The following is a 16,882-nucleotide window of genomic DNA, read 5'->3' as shown; positions in this document are numbered from 1 at the left end:
TTTATTTTGCAATAATATTTCACCTGTGTATCTGAAAAAATTCCCCCATTCAAACGGATTGTTCTTCATTCTGAAGCCTGTATCAGGTGCTGTTTTTTGATCTTTATACTTTCTACAGTCCCAGATTCTGCAGATCTTCTTTCATATATTCTGTCAGTTTTTTTCTGAGGATTTCATTCTGTTCCAGACTCAGATCTCTGTCCAGTTCCAGAATACGGGCAGCTGTTTCACTGGCTGCTTTTAGAATATCTGCATCCTGATAAATATCGCCCAGTTTAAATTCCAGCAGACCGCTCTGGCGTATGCCGAAGAGGTCACCCGGCCCACGCAGTTTCAGATCTTCTCCTGCTATGTAAAATCCATCATTGGATTTATTCAGGATTTCCAGACGCTTGGAAGTTTCCTTTGCATCACTTCCCTGCATGAAAATACAGTAAGACTGATGTTCTCCACGGCCTACCCTGCCCCGAAGCTGATGAAGCTGTGCCAGTCCGAAACGTTCCGCATTTTCCACCATCATGACTGTGGCATTGGGAACATTCACACCTACTTCTACCACTGTGGTAGATACCAGGATCTGTATTTCCCCCTCTGCAAAGGCTTCCATGATGGCGTTCTTTTCTTTCGGCTTCATCTTCCCATGAAGAAATGAGATCTTAATATCTGATGGAAAAATATCCTGCAGTTTTCTGGTATAATCCAGGACATTTTCTCCATCCATTCCTTCACTTTCTTCTACCATAGGACAGATCACATATACCTGTCTTCCCTGTCTGATCTGTTTCTCCATGAAAGAATACGCTTTCGGGCGATAGGAAGTTCCCACTACACAGTTTTTGATGGGGAGACGTCTGGCCGGAAGTTCATCGATAATGGAGATATCCAGATCTCCGTACAAAATGATGGCCAGAGTCCTGGGAATCGGTGTGGCACTCATGACCAGAACATTGGGTGGATTTCCCATGGTTGTAAGGGCTTCTCTCTGTTTTACTCCAAATCTGTGCTGTTCATCTGTGATCACCAGCCCCAGCTGATTATACTGAACTTTCTCCTGGATCAGAGCATGGGTTCCTATGACAATGCTGGCTTCTTTCGAAGCGATCCGCGCATATTTTTCCCGTTTCTCCTTCGCTGTATCCGAACCTGTAAGAAGGATCGGATGGCAGGAACTGATCTCCTGTTCCTGAAGAAGCTTTTCCATTGCCTGAAAATGCTGTCTGGCCAGCACTTCTGTTGGAGCCATCAGGACTGCCTGATAACCATTTTCTGCAGTCATGATCATTGCCAGGAAAGCCAGGATCGTTTTTCCACTTCCCACATCTCCCTGCACCAGCCTGGACATCAGCGCCCGTCCGCTCAAATCCCGTTCAATTTCGTGCCAGACATTCATCTGTGCTTTCGTCAGATCGTAGGGCAGATTTTCAATGATCTGTTCCGTAGTCCATACAGGGCGCATGGGAAAAGCATTCGGCGCTTCTTCTGTCTTCTCTTTCAGCATCTGGACAGCCAGGATAAACAACAGAAACTCATCAAACACCAGTCGTCGTCTTGCAGCAAGCAGCTCCTGCATATTTTTCGGAAAATGTATGGCAGACAGGGCGAAATTACCGTCTGCCAGGTGGTATCTTTCTTTATATTCATCTGCCAGATATTCCGGCCGGAGTTTCTTTTCTTCCAGAACCTGGTGCAGAAGTTTTACGATGGTCTTATTGGAAAGACCGGCTGTGAGGGCATAGATGGGCTGAAGACTGTGAAGGATTTCCTCATAAGCCCCATGAGTAAAAATTTCCGGATGCTCCATCTGAAGTCTGCCCTGTTTCCGTGTGACCCTTCCTCTGAGCACAAAGGTGCTGCCTTTTTTCAATACAGATTTCAGATAAGGCATATTAAACCAGGTAACCGGAAGCTTTCCGGTAAGATCTGCTGCTGTGATTGTGATCACCTGCAGATTTCTTACATGGTTTACATAAACCCCTGTGATGATCGTCACAGAAACAGCTGCCACCGTTCCCTCTTCCAGAGTCTGGATCTCCACCGGTTCCTCATAGGCATCGTAGGTTCTGGGGTAATAATGAATAAGATCTTCTACATCTGTAACACCGATCTTCGCAAATAATTTTTCAGTTTTTTCGCCTACACCTTTCAGGGTGCGAAGTGATTCAGACATATAAATTTTCCTTTTTATTAAGAATATACAAGATAAACGGATACATCCGTTCAGGGATATATCCGTTTATCCATTTATGTTTACATATGATCTTACAGGATTTTCTGAATGTTATTCTACAGAAATCACATAATAGTAGATTGGCTGTCCACCTGCATTCAGCTCTACATCACAGTCAGGATAAGCTTCCTCAATAGCAGCTGCCAGTTCTTCTGCCTCTGACTCTTCTGTGTCAGCGCCATAATAGATGCTGATCACCTCAGATTCGTCATCTACCATCTCTGCGATAGTCTCTTTCGTTACATCAATGCGGTCTTTACCCACTGCAAGAATACCTTTATCTCCAATACCCATGATGTCTCCTTCATGGATCTCTTTATCATCGATTCTGGTATCACGGACAGCATAAGTAACCTGACCTGTTTTTACTCTCTCGATCGCCTGGATCATAGCTTCTGTATTCTCCTGGCCGTTTTTCTCAGGTACATAGCTGATCATGGCTGTAATTCCCTGAGGGATCGTCTTGGTTGGAACAACTACGATCTCCTTATCCTCAGTGAGATCTCTTGCCTGATTTGCAGCAAGAATAATATTCTTATTATTCGGGAAAATGTAAATAGTCTTTGCATTTACCTTGGCAATGGCATTCAGCATATCTTCCGTACTTGGATTCATAGTCTGTCCGCCTTCAATAAGATAGTCTACACCAAGTTCCTTAAAGATCTCTGTCAGTCCTTTTCCTACAGAAACAGAGATAAATCCTACTTCTTTCTGAGGCTGGGCTGCCACTTCCTTCTCTTCCTGCTCTTTCGCAAGTTTCTCAGCATCTTTGATCAGTTTCTCCTGGTGTTCCTCACGCATATTATCAATCTTCATACGGGAAAGTGCGCCGAATGTCAGCGCTTTCTCAATTGCCTGTCCAGGGTGGTTGGTATGAACATGTACTTTTACGATCTCTTCATCTGCAACAAGAACGATAGAGTCACCCAGTGACATCAGGAATTTCTTGAATTCATGTTCTGTCTCCTCAGACATTGGATGATCCAGCAGAATGATAAATTCTGTACAATAGCCAAACTTGATCTCTGCTTCTGTCTGTGCATCGATCTTCGTCACTAAAGGACCTTTCGCCTTGTCAAACTGATCATAATCAATCTCTTTTCCAAGGAATCCGTCATATGCTCCGTGATACACTTCCAGAAGTCCCTGTCCGCCGGAGTCCACGACTCCTGCTTCTTTCAGAACAGGAAGCATTTCCGGAGTCTTCGCCAGAGTTTCCTCTGCATGAGTGATCACTGCCTGGAAGAATGTATCCAGATCCTCTGCTGTTTCAGCAAGTTCCACAGCCTTCGCTGCTGCTTCTCTGGCTACCGTAAGGATCGTTCCTTCTTTCGGTTTCATAACCGCTTTATAGGCAGTCTCCACACCCTTCTCCATAGCCGCTGCGATTGCTTTTGCATCCAGTTCCTTGCTTGTTTTCACACTCTTGGTGAAGCCGCGGAGAAGCTGGGAAAGGATTACACCTGAATTTCCTCTTGCACCGCGCAGAGAACCGGAAGAAATCGCTTTCGCCAGAGTCTCCATATCCGACTCTCCCAGTGATCCTACTTCTGCCGCTGCAGCCATGATCGTCATGGTCATGTTGGTTCCTGTATCCCCATCCGGTACCGGAAATACGTTCAGTTCGTTGATCCATTCTTTCTTCGCTTCCAGATTCTTGGCACCTGCAAGAAACATTCTGGAAAGTATTCTGGCATCTATGGTTTTATTATTCACCACAAGTTCCTCCTCTATCCTAATCAATTGCTCTTACGCCCTCTACAAAAATATCGATCTTATCAATCTCCATTCCTGTGAAAGCTTCTACTTTATATTTTACATTGCTGACAAGGTTGTCCGCAATTGTACTTATATTCACGCCATATGCCACGATCACGTGGAAATTCAGGCGGATTTTATTGTCCTCTGTAATGCTGACACTGATTCCATGCTTCAGGCTGTTTCTTCCCAGAAGCTTCACCAACCCGTCCTTCATGCTGACTGCTGCCATTCCTATGATACCAAAGCATTCTACTGCAACGCTTCCTGCATAGGTTGCGATTACATCTGTGTCAATTATGATCTGACCTAATCCGGAATCTATACGTCCATTCATATGGTTACCTCCAATGCTGATTATATTGTTTGTAAATGTATTATAACCTCTTTTTACAGAAAAAGAAATATTATTTTTCACATTTTTCCTTTTTTTGCTTGCAAAAGCACAATTCATCTGTTACAATGTTATCTGTTGAATACAAGGTTACTGTTCAAAAAGAAAATAGTAACAAAAAAGCGTCAAGGAGGTGCTGTCATGGCTAAATGTGCAATCTGTGAAAAAGCTGCTCATTTCGGAAATAATGTAAGTCATTCACATAGAAGATCCAATAAAATGTGGAAATCTAACGTAAAATCCGTTAAAATCAAAACTGCTGAAGGTGGAGCTAGAAAGACATACGTATGTACTTCTTGCTTAAGATCCGGTAAAGTAGAAAGAGCATAATAACACATATACCCCTGTAGATACAGGGGTATTTTTTTGCCGTTTTTACATTTAATTAATGGCAGAAAAGGTGATAGCCCAGCAGCAGAAAAACCCCGGCTGCCACAACCAGGATCACGTTTTCTGCTATCAGAAGTCCTATCACCATCCCAAGTCCTATAAAAAATAACATAAAGCCGATGAGCTTTTCCAATCTGCTTCCGCCTTTTCATTGGTTTGCTATAGTCTATGCAGAAGCTTCCTGAAGAAATACCCTTTCATGCCTTATATTTTCAGATTTCCTCTTCTGTACCCTTACCTGCTGTAAAGCGGTCTACAAAATCCGGAACCATATCCAGAATCTTTGTAAGTCCATCCTGATTCTTAACATTGACAAGTTTGGTACTTCCATTCTGAATCACCAGTACTGCACACGGTGTCATCTTACCGGCCATACCACCGCCGCCGTTATCTTTCTTCTCACCTGAAAAGGCTCCTGCACCTACGCCGAAAGAAACATCTACCAGCGGAAGAATAATAGTGTCTCCCACATGAATGGCATCCCCCACCACTGTCTTGGCTGAGATAAAGCTGTCCATTCCTTTAAATAATGAATTTACTGTTTCTTTGAAATTGTTTTCATTTGCCATTCTTATGCCCTCCTGGTTTTCCATCTTTTTATAACATATTTGATATTTTTATTAAAATAGATCACAATTGCTGCTTTTATAAATACGAATCCGTAGATCCTGCCTCTGACACTTATATTTCCCCTGAAATAATTTTCTCCCTGAAATAAAGGTGTGATCTGCACACAGTTCTTATGAAACGGAATCGTCATTCCCAGTATTGCCAGAATACTGCCTGTTACCGCAGGGTCTTCACAGGAGAAAGCTATTTCGCCGCTTGCCCTTGTCGGCAGAACATGTCTGATCAGAAATTTCGCATTCTTCCACACCAGGGAAATCGCAGCTTTTACTCTGGGATGTTCCAGAAAATCTCTCCACCAGCTGATATTCCCGGTAATCTTTCTGACAGTCGAACGAATATTACGCAATTTCGCCAGGATTCCATGAAAAAGCTTCTTAATCCGTGAAATCAGTGATGAAAAAGGATTTCTGCGCTGCTTTTTTTCCTGAGATACCGTTTTTTCCGCCGAAGGTTCCTGGGCGATCGGTTTCTGGATTTCCGGTTTTGGTTTTAAATGTTCTTCTGCTTTCGGAAGTTCTGCTATTTTTTCTTTATGCACAGATTCAACTGTCACATTCCCTGCCTTTCGCTTCTTTTCTGTGTCCCGCTTTTTTTCTGTCTTCCCTGTGCCGGATGTTTCTTTTTTCTTTTCTGACGTATGTGCCTTTTTCTGTCTTCGCTTCTTCAGCAGTTCACTCACCGGAATCCCGAACAGACAGAAAACCTTCTCCAGACTTCCCTCTTTCCATGTGGCCCTCAACGATACTGCATGAAACAGCCAGCTGACACGCACCTGCCCTGTAATCTGTTTCCAGTCATCCTGTTCCTTCGTTCCACAGGCACTGTATCTCACCGGGCAGAACAGAATCAACAGTACTGCCAGCAGGATCAGTCCCAGTCCAATTCCCAGCAGGATCAGTATGAATTTTATGATCAGCCATAAAATATGTAACATATATTCACCTGTTTTCTATATTTTCTGTGATTCTATATATTCTGCGATCTGAAAAGTTCCAGTCTGCCTGTACACCTCATCAACCAGACATCTCACCATTTCCAGCGCTTCCTCCTTGTCCCCTGCCATTCCGATAATAGGAGGACAGATCCTGTAAAAGCTCTTCTGCAACAGCATAGCAGCAGGGATCACATCCATAATATTTGCCGGATTTTCCGAAAGTGTCAGAAGATAAATACCCTGAACAAATTTACCTGCATCAAGCCGGCTCTTTACTTTCTCTGCTTTTTTCACGCCTTCCCCTATGCGGTAACCGTCCTGCCATGTGAGCATTTCCCATCCGTCCTCTCTTTATATCCGGTATATGATATAGTGATTCCCTGTTTTTCAGAAATTTAAACAGGGCTGCGTAAAAAACACAGCCCAGTTTTCGTTAATAATACTTATGCTGTTTTCCCCAGAGTCCGCTACTTCTCATTTCCAGATACTCCTGATAAGCTTTCTCCACGATCTGCTTTTCGTTGGAGAAACGTAACAGATGATAGATTTCGTGATATTTATAGTATCCTGAGTCTACAAAGAACTCCTCTCTTTGGGGCTTACTATGATAATTATCCGCAGTCATCAGATACCAGTGTACCTCTTTCGTAACCACGTCCTCCGGAACTGTAAAATTGTACTGACTCTTTCCGATATATTTCACAATAGTCGCCCTTACACCTGCTTCTTCCATCACTTCACGCAATGCAGTCTGCTCATGTGTCTCGCCTGCTTCCACTGTTCCTTTCGGCAATACCCAGCCCTCATAACGGTTCCTGTAAGATTTATACAATGTAAGAATCTTACCCCGATGAATTACCACACCGCCACAGCTCGTTGCTTCTATCATAATGCAATCCCTCCTGTTTTGCGTGGTATTATAAACTGAGTATAGTATACCTCTTTTTTTTCAAACCCGCAACCCGAAAAAACATAAAATCCTCCGATGCAGCTTCACTCCTGCACCGAAGGATTTCCATCTGGTTTTAATTATCGTAATAATATGCGTCAAAGATCTGTCCTGCAATAGGAACTGCCGCTTCACTTCCTGTACCGCCATTCTCCACGATCACTGCTACTACCAGATCCGGATCATCTACATTGGAATAACCAATAAACCAGGAATGGCTGGAACCATTCTCGTCAAATTCTGCAGATCCTGTTTTTCCGGCCACTGTATAGCCTCTTCCATTCAGAGCAGACGCTGTTCCGTTTTCAACAACACCTTTCATCAGCTTGCCAAGCAGGTTCGCCTCATTTACTGTCATAAGGCGTTTATATTTCTCAGGTTCCGTTGTTTGTACTGTTTCTCCGTCACTGCTGGATACCGAATCTATCAGATACGGTTTCATCAGTTCCCCGCCATTGGCAATAGCACTTGTGATCAATGCCATATGCATCGGAGAAACAAGGGTATTTCCCTGTCCGATGGCAGTCTGCATTACCTCGGCTACAGAAGACTTTCCGGTAAGGGTAAAGGTACTCTTCTTATAAGAAGTAAGGGGCAGGCTCTTATTAAACAGCAGATCTTCCGCCGTCTCTTTCAGCGAACTGCCGCCCAGCATATCACCGATCTCCGCAAACGCACTGTTGCAGGAATTTGCAAATGCACTGTAGAAATCTTCCTGTCCATGCACCGTTCCTCCATAACACCGGATCGTATGATCTTCCTTCGTAATACTTCCTTCACATAGATAGGAAAATCCCTCCAGTGTTCCCTTGGTACGGAAATAATCCAGTGCCGTCACAACTTTAAAAGTAGATCCCGGAGGATATGCGCCATTCGTTGCACGATTCAAAAGACTGCTGTTGCTTTCATCGTTCACCAGTGTATCCCAGTTGTCTGCAATGGTGTTCGGATCAAAATCCGGTTTACTCAGCTCCACCAGCATTTTCCCTGTAGAAGGCTCAATCGCAACCACAGCTCCTCTTCTGTCACCCAACGCATTATACGCTGTAGTCTGAAGATCCGCATTTAAGGTTGTTATTACGGTATCTCCTGTATTTTTCTGATTTTTAAATTCATTCTTCAGCTGATTCAGGAAAAATTCATGGGAAGTCAGAAGCTGGAAGTTCGCCTCTGATTCCAGGCCGCTTTTTCCATTGGTATCATATCCCACCACATGGGCAAATATATTGGAATACGGATAGGTTCTCTCTTCTGTTCCATCGTCATACACATTGGTCTGTGCAAGCACCTGTCCGTCCGATGATACGATCTTGCCTCTTACCACACGATCCGAAAAACTGTCCTGCCTTGTATTATATGGGCTGTTAATGAAATCTTCACTCTTTACCTGGTCAAAATAGATCAGATACCCTATCATGCTGACAAAAATCAGTACAAAAAAGCAGGATACGATCGTATATTCCCTGTTGCGGGACCTTTTCTTTTTAGTAATATCCCGGGTTTTGCGCTTCTGCAGCTTCTTGAGCTCTTTGCGCCGCTTCCTTTCTTCGTTGTCTCTCAATTTCTTCGTCCTCATCTTCTCTCAAAATATACAGACCCTGAATGATCGCCAGCATCAGTACAGTACTTGCAACAGAACTTCCTCCATAGCTTACCAGTGGGAGTGTTACCCCTGTCATAGGTATAAACTTCGTAGCTCCACCGACAGTCAGAAATACCTGAAATGCATATTCTGTACCAAGCCCAAGCGCGATCAGTTTATAAAACGGTTTCTTGATCTTCAGGGATATATTCACGATCATCAAAAAGAAATTCATACACACCAGGATCAGGCAGATCGCAAATATTCCTCCCAGTTCCTCACAGATCGCACTGAAAATAAAGTCATTCTTTACAACCGGGATCTTCTCCGGAGATCCCTGGCAGAGTCCCATGCCAAACCATCCGCCGGTTCCTATGGCAAACAGTGACTGAACGATCTGATATCCTTCATTCTGATAAACTGCCATGGGGTCTTTCCACGCAGACACCCTCTGCCTCACGTGATTAAACAGATGATAGGCAACTACAGATCCAGCGCCTCCGGCGCCCAGTCCAAGTGCCAGATATCCCACATTCTTCGATGCTACATAAACCATCACAAGATATGCCACGAAAAAGATCACTGCACTTCCCAGGTCCCTGGAAAGCACCAGAATCCCCACATGAAGTCCCGCTACAATGGTGGCCTGTACCACCTTTCTGAAATCAGCTCCCCTCCGAAGCAGCGCCGCCATAAAGAATACGAACGTGATCTTAATCGCTTCAGACGGCTGAATTCCCATAAGGGAAAGCTTCGCACCGTAACTTGTTCTGGCCAGTACAAGTACTGCTGCCAGCAGTACAATACCGATTCCTGCATAGATCCATGTCAGATCCTTCAGAAATTTCATCTTCCGTATCAGAACCGGCACAATCAGTGCCACTGCATTCACCCCTGCTACGATCACCAGCTGTCTGGTAGCTGTGGCAGGATCCAGTCTGCACAGCATAATAAAACCAACACTCAGCAGCATGCACATATTATTCAGCAGCAGGATCGATGCTTTCTTATACATCAGCCTGTACACGATCTGAAGCACTGCGAAAAATGCCATCATCTCTATATAGAAAATCACCACCTGGAACTTGTCCGTTTTCAGATAAATAACCAGAAATGCTGTAAAATCCATAAAGAAGATCAGCATCAATTGCTGCCTGAGAGATTCATTCCTTTCTTCCTCACTCTGCTGTTTCACCATATAGAAACAGTGAAACGTATAAATCACCATCAGGGTAAGGATCACATATTTCGATAATTCTACAATTACATTAATCATATGCCTTACTCGGCTCCTCTTTTAAAATGTCCCTTGGTATAGTCTCTCTTCGGCAGATCCGCTCCATCCAGATAAACGCCTTTAAACTCTTCGAAAATCTTCACTGCCTGCTCCGCTTTCTCTGTAGTAAAGGAAATCCTCAGTGAATGAAGTCCAAGCCTTTCTACCTGTTCTTTCTCCTTCAGAAGACCATACGGGATACTGTTGTAGATGATATTATAGCAGGGAACCGTATTCCCTGTATTTTCCATTTTCCACGGATTGCAGTAACACACTGCCGGAAATTCCTTCTCATACCTGTCTTTTAAAGATACCCACTCCTCTTTGTGATTGCAGCCGTAAAGATTTTTGTGTACGCACTGCGCAGATATCATCAGTGGCAGATAACCGTAGATCAGCATCTCACTGTGCCTGTTATCCCTGTGCCGGATCTCACCCTCATTAAGCTCAACCGGTACTGTATTTCTCATCACTTTCTGCTCCTCCCAGAATGCAGATGCCCTGTCATTCCAGGTATACATGCTGTGATCCAGCACACATTTGTCTGCCAGCCCCGCGCTTTTTAATGCTGCAAAAGCTTCCAGGCTTCTTACCAGAAATCCTGTCATGCCCTGTTTCAGCCATTTTCCGGCTGTTTCCAGAAATCCCTGGGGAAGTTCTCCTCTCATGATATGAGGTGTAGCCAGGTACATCTCCAGGTCCTGTTCCAGACCCTGCTCCAGGCATTTCTCCATGACTGAAAATGGAAGATACATTCCACGTATCCCTTCTCTTTTATATAACGAGCGAGCTGTGTCCAGGTCTTCACAGGAAACATAGATTGGCAGATTTTCTGTTCTCTTTTTATTTTTCTGACCTGTTTTTAAAGAAACATGGGGGGCTTCCGCCCGTTTAAACGGCTTTGTCAGCTCCTGTTCCAGAGCTTCCAGAGCCTGACGTCTGGTTTCATTCAGCGTCTTCATGGGAATAAAAATATTTTCATCCATCTGAATGTCCAGCCGATCCCACTCAAAAGGAGTGTTTCCAAGCTTCTCCATCTGTACACGTACCCGTTCCTCAGTCAACGGCTGGTTCTGTGCATACTGAACTTCCCCGGCTACCCCTGAAGCATGAATTCCCCGGCAGGACAGATCCAGAATAGCCGGACTTCCCGGAAACAGGATCAGATTCCCCTGTATTTTCTCTTTTTTCTTTTTTAAAGAGACTGTAACATCGCCGGTTTTCTTTTCATTGGTGAAAGCCATCATGGATGGACCATTCTGCTGTTCATAATAACCTCTGCAGGAACCGCCCCTGTTAAAAAGATCCAACAGATATTTCTTATCCTTTTCCTCCACTCTGTAATGATCTGCACCTTTCTCAAATAGACGATCCAGATATTTACGATAAACTGAAGTCACTCCCGCTGTATATCCCGGCTGTTTCATTCTTCCTTCAATCTTCAGAGAAGTCACTCCCGCATCCAGGATCTGGGGCAGGATCTCAATGGTAGAAATATCTTTCAGGCTCAAAGGACACAGATCCTTTTTTCCATCATATCGTTTCCCACACAATGCAGTTTCATACGGAAGTCTGCAAGGCTGTGCACATCTGCCTCTGTTTCCGCTTCTTCCACCCAGAATACTGCTCATCAGACACTGTCCGGAATAACTGTAACATAAAGCTCCATGTATAAAAGATTCTATTTCAATAGGACTGGCTTCATGCATTCTCTGTATCTCCTCCAGAGAAAGTTCCCTGGCAGTCACAACCCTGGCTGCTCCCTGCTCTTCCAGAAACTTCATTCCCTCCGGTCCTGTTACCGTCATCTGTGTACTGGCATGAAGGTGAAGACCGGGAAACATTTCACGGATCGCTGCGAAAGCTCCCATATCCTGCACGATCACCGCATCCAGTCCCTCTCTGTAATACGGAAGCAGGTACTCATACAGCTGTTCCGTCAGTTCTCTGTTCTTAAACAGTGTGTTTACTGTAAGATAAAGTTTCTTCCCATAAACATGGGCAGTATCAATCGCGCGAAGCAGTTCCTCTTCCTCAAAATTCTTCGCATAGGCCCTGGCGCCGAATGCCGATCCTCCCACATACACCGCATCTGCTCCTGCTCCCAGAGCTGCCTCAAACCCCTCGTAGGAGCCCGCCGGTGCCAGAAGTTCAATGTCTTCCTTTCTCAACTACATACCTCCTGTAAAATTGCAAAGGGGAAATCACCGAAGTAATCCCCCCTCTTTTCTATTTCAGAAGCTCATCGATCTGCTTCTCAAGTTCTCTGTTCTTTCCTTCCAGAACATTTTTCTGTTCCACTGCCTGCTGCTCGCGCTTCTGGGCCTCCTCAATCTGCATGCGAAGAGAGATCAGTTCATGTTTCAGATCATACATCTCCTGATCCTTCTGCTGAAGATCCTGTTCAAAAATCTCTGCCTGTTTCCGCGCCTTAAAGTAATCGTCTGTAATATTCAAACTGATCAGTGTGTGCTTGGTTTCCATGGGCTGTCTGCTGTAACCCGGCATAGCACTTAATTCTTCTATCTTTTTATTTATATAGGATGCTACTTTCTGGAAATATTCCTCAGATTCATAACCTCCCAGCGTAATAATCTTTCCTCCGATGATTACCTTTGCTGTATTCTTGACCGCCATCCGTACGAGCCTCCTGTATTTTACTTACTTCTTACGTAAAAATCCGTCACTGTTCACATCGTTCTCAGTAACAAAAATTCTCATTCATTTTCATCTTTCTGCCGTTTTTACATTGGGCACTACCCCTATTATACTCGAAAGTATCTCAAATGTATAGGAATTTTTAAAAAAGTTTTACATTTTTTCAGGCTGCGGATATCCAAGGTGTTCATATGCAAGGGCTGATGCCATTCTTCCCCTTGGTGTACGATTCAAAAATCCATTCTGAAGCAGATAAGGCTCATAGACGTCTTCCAGTGTCCCGGAATCTTCTCCTATGGCCGCTGCAAGGGTTTCCAGTCCCACCGGTCCTCCCTGGAAATTCACGATCAGTGTCTGCAGGATTCTTCTGTCGATCTTGTCAAGGCCATACTGATCCACTTCCAGCAGGTTCAGGGCAAAACAGGCTACATCATAGGTAATTCTGCCATCATACTTCACCTGGGCGAAATCACGTACCCTTTTCAGCAGACGATTGGCCAGTCGCGGAGTTCCTCTGGATCTCTTGGCAATCTCTGCTGCCCCTTTCTCATCGATCTCCACTCCCAGCACCTGGGCAGAACGGATGATGATGGTCTGAAGTTCTTTCTGATTATAAAATTCCAGATGATGCATCACTCCGAAACGGTCTCTCAGCGGAGCTGATAAAAGTCCTGCCCTTGTGGTGGCTCCCACAAGCGTAAATTTCGGAAGATCCAGGCGAATAGAACGTGCAGATGCGCCCTTACCGATCATGATATCTATGGCATAATCCTCCATTGCAGGATAAAGAACCTCTTCCACCTGTCTGTTCAGACGATGGATCTCATCCACAAACAGGATGTCACCTTCCTGCAGATTATTCAGGATTGCCGCCATCTCTCCCGGCTTCTCGATAGCAGGTCCGGAAGTTACTTTCATATGAACTCCCATCTCATTGGCAATAATTCCTGAGAGGGTGGTCTTTCCAAGTCCCGGAGGGCCGTAAAATAAGACATGATCCAGTGCGTCATGACGCTGTTTAGCGGCTTCTATATATACTTTTAAGGTACTCTTGGTCTTCTCCTGACCAATGTAATCATCCAGAGTCTGCGGACGAAGATTTCCTTCCAGGGAAAAATCCTCCTCTGTGACATCTGTGGTTATAATACGTTTCTCCATTTAACACTAATTCCTCTGATCAAAAATTCTTCAACGCTGCTTTCAGTAATCCTTCCACATCATCTGGCGCCACATCTGTAACCTTACGCACTGCACGAAGTGCATCTGTACTGCTGTATCCCAGTGCAACCAGTGCTTCCACTGCTTCCTGTCTGCCATCTGAGATATCGCCCATTCCTGCAGCCGCATTCTCCTGCTCATGTGCCAGTTTTAATTCAAATGCATCCTCCAGCTTCATCTTATCCTTCAGTTCAAGAATCAGCTTCTGTGCCGTCTTCTTTCCGATTCCCGGAGCCTTGGATAACGTCTTCACATCATCTGAAAGAATTGCAAATCTCAGCTCATCCGCCGTAATTCCCGCCAGAACTCCCACTGCTGCCTTCGGACCAACACCGTTCACACCCAGAAGCAGCTTAAACATTTGCAGATCATCCTTCGATCTGAAGCCATATAATTTCATGGCATCTTCTCTTACATTAAAATAAGTATGGATCTTCACTTCCTCTCCCATATGAATATTGGAAAGATCCGTACCTGTCATATATATATCATATCCGATCCCCCCTGCCTCAACAATAACAGAGTTCTCGGTCATATCTACTGCCGTTCCATGAACAAATGCGATCATGATACTACCTCCGGTTTTTCTTCACTACTTCTGAATCATCATAACACATCCCGCCCCAGAACGCAAACATATATTCGAATTCTCCAAAATAAATCCACCCTGTTTCATCCGTTTTCCTAGAGTTTTTTCAAAAAATCAGTGCGCAGCAGCATTCAAAAAACTGCCATGCAGGTTTTACCCCACACAGCAGTTCTTCAAAATTACTGAATAATATGTCTAGGACAAGCTTCTCTACAAGCCCCGCAGTTCGTACACTTACTGTAATCTACATGAGCACAGAAATTATCAACTGTAATCGCCCCATTCGGGCATGTCTTCTCGCATTTCTTACATCCGATACATCCAACCTCACAGGCAGATGTAACGGCTTTACCTTTCGCATGTGAGCTACACTGTACGAATGTAGTCTGTTCATACGGAACAAGTTCGATCAGATGCTTCGGACATTTCGCAACGCATTTACCACACGCCTTACATGCCTCTTTGTCAACCACAGCTACACCATTCACTACCTCGATCGCACCGAATGGACAGGCCTTTACGCAGCTTCCGAATCCAAGACATCCAAATCCACAGGCTTTCGCTCCGCCGCCAGGAATAAATGCCATCATTTCACAGTCTTCCACGCCTGTATATTCATAGTTGTCCTTTGTTTTCTCGCAGGTACCTGCACATTTTACATATGCAACCTGACGGGCTGTCTCAACAACTTCCTGTCCCATGATCGCTGCGATCACTTTTCCTACAGGCTCACCGCCTACAGGACATCCGTTTACAGGTGCCTCACCTTTAGCGATTGCTGCTGCCAGACCATCACAGCCAGGATAACCACAGCCACCGCAGTTATTTCCCGGAAGTGCTTCACGAACAGCAACTTCCTTCTCATCTACTTCTACTGCAAATTTATTACCAGCTACTCCGAGGAAAATACCAATAAAAAGACCGACTGCCGCAACCAGTACAGTTGCCGCGATAATTGCTCCTATATTCATAACATTTCCCTCCTTAAATCAGTCCTGAAAATCCGAAGAAGGCAATTGCCATCAGTCCAGCTGTCAGCAGAACTGTAGGGAATCCCTGGAAGGATTTTGGAATGTCATTGTATGCGATTTTCTCACGGATACCAGCCATCAGCACGATAGAAATGGTAAAGCCGACTGCTGTTGCAAATCCGTTGATCGTTCCCTGAAGTACGTTATAACCTTTCTGTACGTTTGTAAGGGCAACACCGAGAACTGCACAGTTTGTTGTGATCAGAGGAAGATACACACCAAGTGCCTGATACAGAGAAGGCATTGTTTTCTTAAGGAACATCTCTACAAACTGTACCAGCGCCGCGATCAGCAGGATGAATACGATAGTCTGCAGATAAGTCAGGTTTGTAGGTACTAAAATAGCGTTGTAAATAATACCTGTCACAAAAGATGACAGTGTGATAACGAAGATGATCGCACCGCCCATGCCGGCTGCTGTCTCTACACTCTTGGAAACACCAAGGAAAGGACAAAGACCAAGGAACTGGCTGAGGACTACGTTATTTACGATTGCTGAGCTTACAAGTATGATCAAAAGTTCTTTCATAATCCATTACCCCCTTTTTCCCTTGCACATGGTATTACCGCAGGCTGCACAGCTTCCGCCGCAGTCGGGATTGCTCGGGTCAATACCACGTTTGGCTGCACCAAGTTTAAATTTATTCTGTAATGCAGAAAGCGCTGCCAGAACAAAGAATGCTCCAGGTGCGAGGATAAAGATTGTGATCGGTTCATAGCCAGCTTTACCTGCTGCAGCATCTGCCAGAGGAAGGATCTGATGTCCGAAAATAGATCCAGCACCGATCAGCTCACGTACTGCACCGATACAGGTAATACTTAAGGTAAATCCAAGGCCCATACCAAGTCCATCGAACAGGGATGCGATCGGTTTATTCTTGGATGCATAAGCCTCCGCACGGCCAAGGATGATACAGTTAACTACGATCAGAGGAATATAAATTCCAAGTGCATCATACAGACTCGGGATAAATCCCTGTAAAAGAAGCTGTACAACTGTTACGAATGAAGCAACAACTACGATAAATGCCGGCATACGAACTCTGTCCGGAATAAAGTTTCTCAGAAGAGAGATCATTAAGTTGGATGCTGCAAGGATTACGGTTGTAGTAAGTCCCATTCCGATACCATTCGTTGCGGATGTAGTGATGGCCAGTGTCGGACACATACCAAGCATCAGTACAAAGGTAGGATTTTCTTTGATGATTCCGTTATACAAACGTTCTGCAGGTGTGTTTGGTTTCAT

The 16,882-nt window shown here is 44.6% G+C and carries 18 protein-coding genes; 1 reads left to right on the top strand and 17 read right to left on the bottom strand.

From position 1 onward, the window contains the following. Positions 1-112: 112 nt before the first annotated feature. The 3 genes from recG to R8695_RS06940 form a co-directional block, all read right to left on the bottom strand. Positions 113-2,167, bottom strand: a complete 2,055-nt coding sequence (recG, locus tag R8695_RS06950; protein WP_154779982.1) for an ATP-dependent DNA helicase RecG — start codon at positions 2,165-2,167, stop codon at positions 113-115. A 111-nt stretch (positions 2,168-2,278) separates the two neighbouring features. Continuing rightward, the gene (locus R8695_RS06945) at positions 2,279-3,904 is read right to left on the bottom strand and encodes a DAK2 domain-containing protein (RefSeq protein ID WP_154780072.1); all 1,626 of its coding nucleotides are present in this window, start codon (positions 3,902-3,904) and stop codon (positions 2,279-2,281) included. A 58-nt stretch (positions 3,905-3,962) separates the two neighbouring features. Continuing rightward, the gene (locus tag R8695_RS06940; RefSeq protein ID WP_118509075.1) at positions 3,963-4,322 is read right to left on the bottom strand and encodes an Asp23/Gls24 family envelope stress response protein; all 360 of its coding nucleotides are present in this window, start codon (positions 4,320-4,322) and stop codon (positions 3,963-3,965) included. Between the two features lie 198 nt (positions 4,323-4,520). Here R8695_RS06940 and rpmB point away from each other — a divergent pair, with 198 nt between their 5' ends. After that, positions 4,521-4,709 (top strand): 50S ribosomal protein L28, encoded by a 189-nt coding sequence (gene rpmB, locus R8695_RS06935; protein WP_019161496.1) that lies wholly within the window; start codon positions 4,521-4,523, stop codon positions 4,707-4,709. Positions 4,710-4,764: 55 nt separating this feature from the next. Here rpmB and R8695_RS06930 read toward each other — a convergent pair whose 3' ends face one another. From R8695_RS06930 to rsxE, 14 genes are all read right to left on the bottom strand, one after another. Beyond that, positions 4,765-4,902, bottom strand: a complete 138-nt coding sequence (locus R8695_RS06930) for a hypothetical protein (RefSeq protein ID WP_167515457.1) — start codon at positions 4,900-4,902, stop codon at positions 4,765-4,767. A 79-nt stretch (positions 4,903-4,981) separates the two neighbouring features. Further along, the gene (locus R8695_RS06925) at positions 4,982-5,338 is read right to left on the bottom strand and encodes a GerW family sporulation protein (protein WP_118509007.1); all 357 of its coding nucleotides are present in this window, start codon (positions 5,336-5,338) and stop codon (positions 4,982-4,984) included. Positions 5,339-5,340: 2 nt separating this feature from the next. Further along, complete coding sequence (locus tag R8695_RS06920; protein WP_154779983.1) at positions 5,341-6,333, bottom strand: DUF2953 domain-containing protein; 993 nt, start codon at positions 6,331-6,333, stop codon at positions 5,341-5,343. Between the two features lie 15 nt (positions 6,334-6,348). Next, entirely contained in the window at positions 6,349-6,666 is a 318-nt protein-coding gene (locus R8695_RS06915) for a hypothetical protein (RefSeq protein ID WP_118509009.1), read from the bottom strand. Positions 6,667-6,766: 100 nt separating this feature from the next. Continuing rightward, positions 6,767-7,222 (bottom strand): NUDIX hydrolase, encoded by a 456-nt coding sequence (locus tag R8695_RS06910; protein ID WP_118509010.1) that lies wholly within the window; start codon positions 7,220-7,222, stop codon positions 6,767-6,769. Between the two features lie 136 nt (positions 7,223-7,358). Further along, positions 7,359-8,858, bottom strand: coding sequence for a peptidoglycan D,D-transpeptidase FtsI family protein (locus R8695_RS06905; protein ID WP_154779984.1), 1,500 nt, complete (start codon positions 8,856-8,858; stop codon positions 7,359-7,361). Continuing rightward, the gene (locus R8695_RS06900; RefSeq protein WP_118509012.1) at positions 8,767-10,140 is read right to left on the bottom strand and encodes an FtsW/RodA/SpoVE family cell cycle protein; all 1,374 of its coding nucleotides are present in this window, start codon (positions 10,138-10,140) and stop codon (positions 8,767-8,769) included. Before R8695_RS06900 ends, R8695_RS06905 begins: the two co-directional genes overlap by 92 nt. A 5-nt stretch (positions 10,141-10,145) precedes the next feature. Then, positions 10,146-12,311, bottom strand: coding sequence for a peptidase U32 family protein (locus tag R8695_RS06895; RefSeq protein WP_154779985.1), 2,166 nt, complete (start codon positions 12,309-12,311; stop codon positions 10,146-10,148). A gap of 58 nt (positions 12,312-12,369) precedes the next feature. Beyond that, positions 12,370-12,777, bottom strand: coding sequence for a cell division protein ZapA (locus R8695_RS06890; RefSeq protein ID WP_118509014.1), 408 nt, complete (start codon positions 12,775-12,777; stop codon positions 12,370-12,372). A gap of 174 nt (positions 12,778-12,951) precedes the next feature. Next, positions 12,952-13,956 carry a Holliday junction branch migration DNA helicase RuvB gene (gene ruvB, locus R8695_RS06885; RefSeq protein ID WP_118509015.1) on the bottom strand — a complete coding sequence of 335 codons (1,005 nt, stop codon included), beginning with the start codon at positions 13,954-13,956 and terminating at the stop codon, positions 12,952-12,954. Positions 13,957-13,975: 19 nt separating this feature from the next. Continuing rightward, positions 13,976-14,584 carry a Holliday junction branch migration protein RuvA gene (gene ruvA / locus R8695_RS06880; protein WP_118509016.1) on the bottom strand — a complete coding sequence of 203 codons (609 nt, stop codon included), beginning with the start codon at positions 14,582-14,584 and terminating at the stop codon, positions 13,976-13,978. Between the two features lie 200 nt (positions 14,585-14,784). Further along, on the bottom strand, positions 14,785-15,576 hold the full coding sequence (locus R8695_RS06875; RefSeq protein WP_154779986.1) for an RnfABCDGE type electron transport complex subunit B: 792 nt from the start codon (positions 15,574-15,576) through the stop codon (positions 14,785-14,787). A 13-nt stretch (positions 15,577-15,589) separates the two neighbouring features. Further along, complete coding sequence (rsxA, locus tag R8695_RS06870) at positions 15,590-16,165, bottom strand: electron transport complex subunit RsxA (RefSeq protein ID WP_118509018.1); 576 nt, start codon at positions 16,163-16,165, stop codon at positions 15,590-15,592. Positions 16,166-16,171: 6 nt separating this feature from the next. Beyond that, positions 16,172-16,882 carry an electron transport complex subunit RsxE gene (gene rsxE / locus R8695_RS06865; RefSeq protein ID WP_154780073.1) on the bottom strand — a complete coding sequence of 237 codons (711 nt, stop codon included), beginning with the start codon at positions 16,880-16,882 and terminating at the stop codon, positions 16,172-16,174.

Origin of the sequence: Blautia luti, assembly GCF_033096465.1 — a bacterium.
Taxonomy (GTDB): Bacteria; Bacillota; Clostridia; order Lachnospirales; family Lachnospiraceae; genus Blautia_A; species Blautia_A luti.
This window is presented reverse-complemented; position numbering and strand designations above follow the sequence as displayed.

What these genes read in the sequence shown, in the direction of transcription:
- recG (WP_154779982.1), bottom strand. Translation starts at nt 2,167, where the DNA reads ATGTCTGAATCACTTCGCACCCTGAAAGGTGTAGGCGAAAAAACTGAA.
- R8695_RS06945 (WP_154780072.1), bottom strand. Translation starts at nt 3,904, where the DNA reads ATGTTTCTTGCAGGTGCCAAGAATCTGGAAGCGAAGAAAGAATGGATC.
- R8695_RS06940 (WP_118509075.1), bottom strand. Translation starts at nt 4,322, where the DNA reads ATGAATGGACGTATAGATTCCGGATTAGGTCAGATCATAATTGACACA.
- rpmB (WP_019161496.1), top strand. Translation starts at nt 4,521, where the DNA reads ATGGCTAAATGTGCAATCTGTGAAAAAGCTGCTCATTTCGGAAATAAT.
- R8695_RS06925 (WP_118509007.1), bottom strand. Translation starts at nt 5,338, where the DNA reads ATGGCAAATGAAAACAATTTCAAAGAAACAGTAAATTCATTATTTAAA.
- R8695_RS06920 (WP_154779983.1), bottom strand. Translation starts at nt 6,333, where the DNA reads ATGTTACATATTTTATGGCTGATCATAAAATTCATACTGATCCTGCTG.
- R8695_RS06915 (WP_118509009.1), bottom strand. Translation starts at nt 6,666, where the DNA reads ATGCTCACATGGCAGGACGGTTACCGCATAGGGGAAGGCGTGAAAAAA.
- R8695_RS06910 (WP_118509010.1), bottom strand. Translation starts at nt 7,222, where the DNA reads ATGATAGAAGCAACGAGCTGTGGCGGTGTGGTAATTCATCGGGGTAAG.
- R8695_RS06905 (WP_154779984.1), bottom strand. Translation starts at nt 8,858, where the DNA reads ATGAGGACGAAGAAATTGAGAGACAACGAAGAAAGGAAGCGGCGCAAA.
- R8695_RS06900 (WP_118509012.1), bottom strand. Translation starts at nt 10,140, where the DNA reads ATGATTAATGTAATTGTAGAATTATCGAAATATGTGATCCTTACCCTG.
- R8695_RS06890 (WP_118509014.1), bottom strand. Translation starts at nt 12,777, where the DNA reads ATGGCGGTCAAGAATACAGCAAAGGTAATCATCGGAGGAAAGATTATT.
- ruvB (WP_118509015.1), bottom strand. Translation starts at nt 13,956, where the DNA reads ATGGAGAAACGTATTATAACCACAGATGTCACAGAGGAGGATTTTTCC.
- ruvA (WP_118509016.1), bottom strand. Translation starts at nt 14,584, where the DNA reads ATGATCGCATTTGTTCATGGAACGGCAGTAGATATGACCGAGAACTCT.
- R8695_RS06875 (WP_154779986.1), bottom strand. Translation starts at nt 15,576, where the DNA reads ATGAATATAGGAGCAATTATCGCGGCAACTGTACTGGTTGCGGCAGTC.
- rsxA (WP_118509018.1), bottom strand. Translation starts at nt 16,165, where the DNA reads ATGAAAGAACTTTTGATCATACTTGTAAGCTCAGCAATCGTAAATAAC.
- rsxE (WP_154780073.1), bottom strand. Translation starts at nt 16,882, where the DNA reads ATGAAACCAAACACACCTGCAGAACGTTTGTATAACGGAATCATCAAA.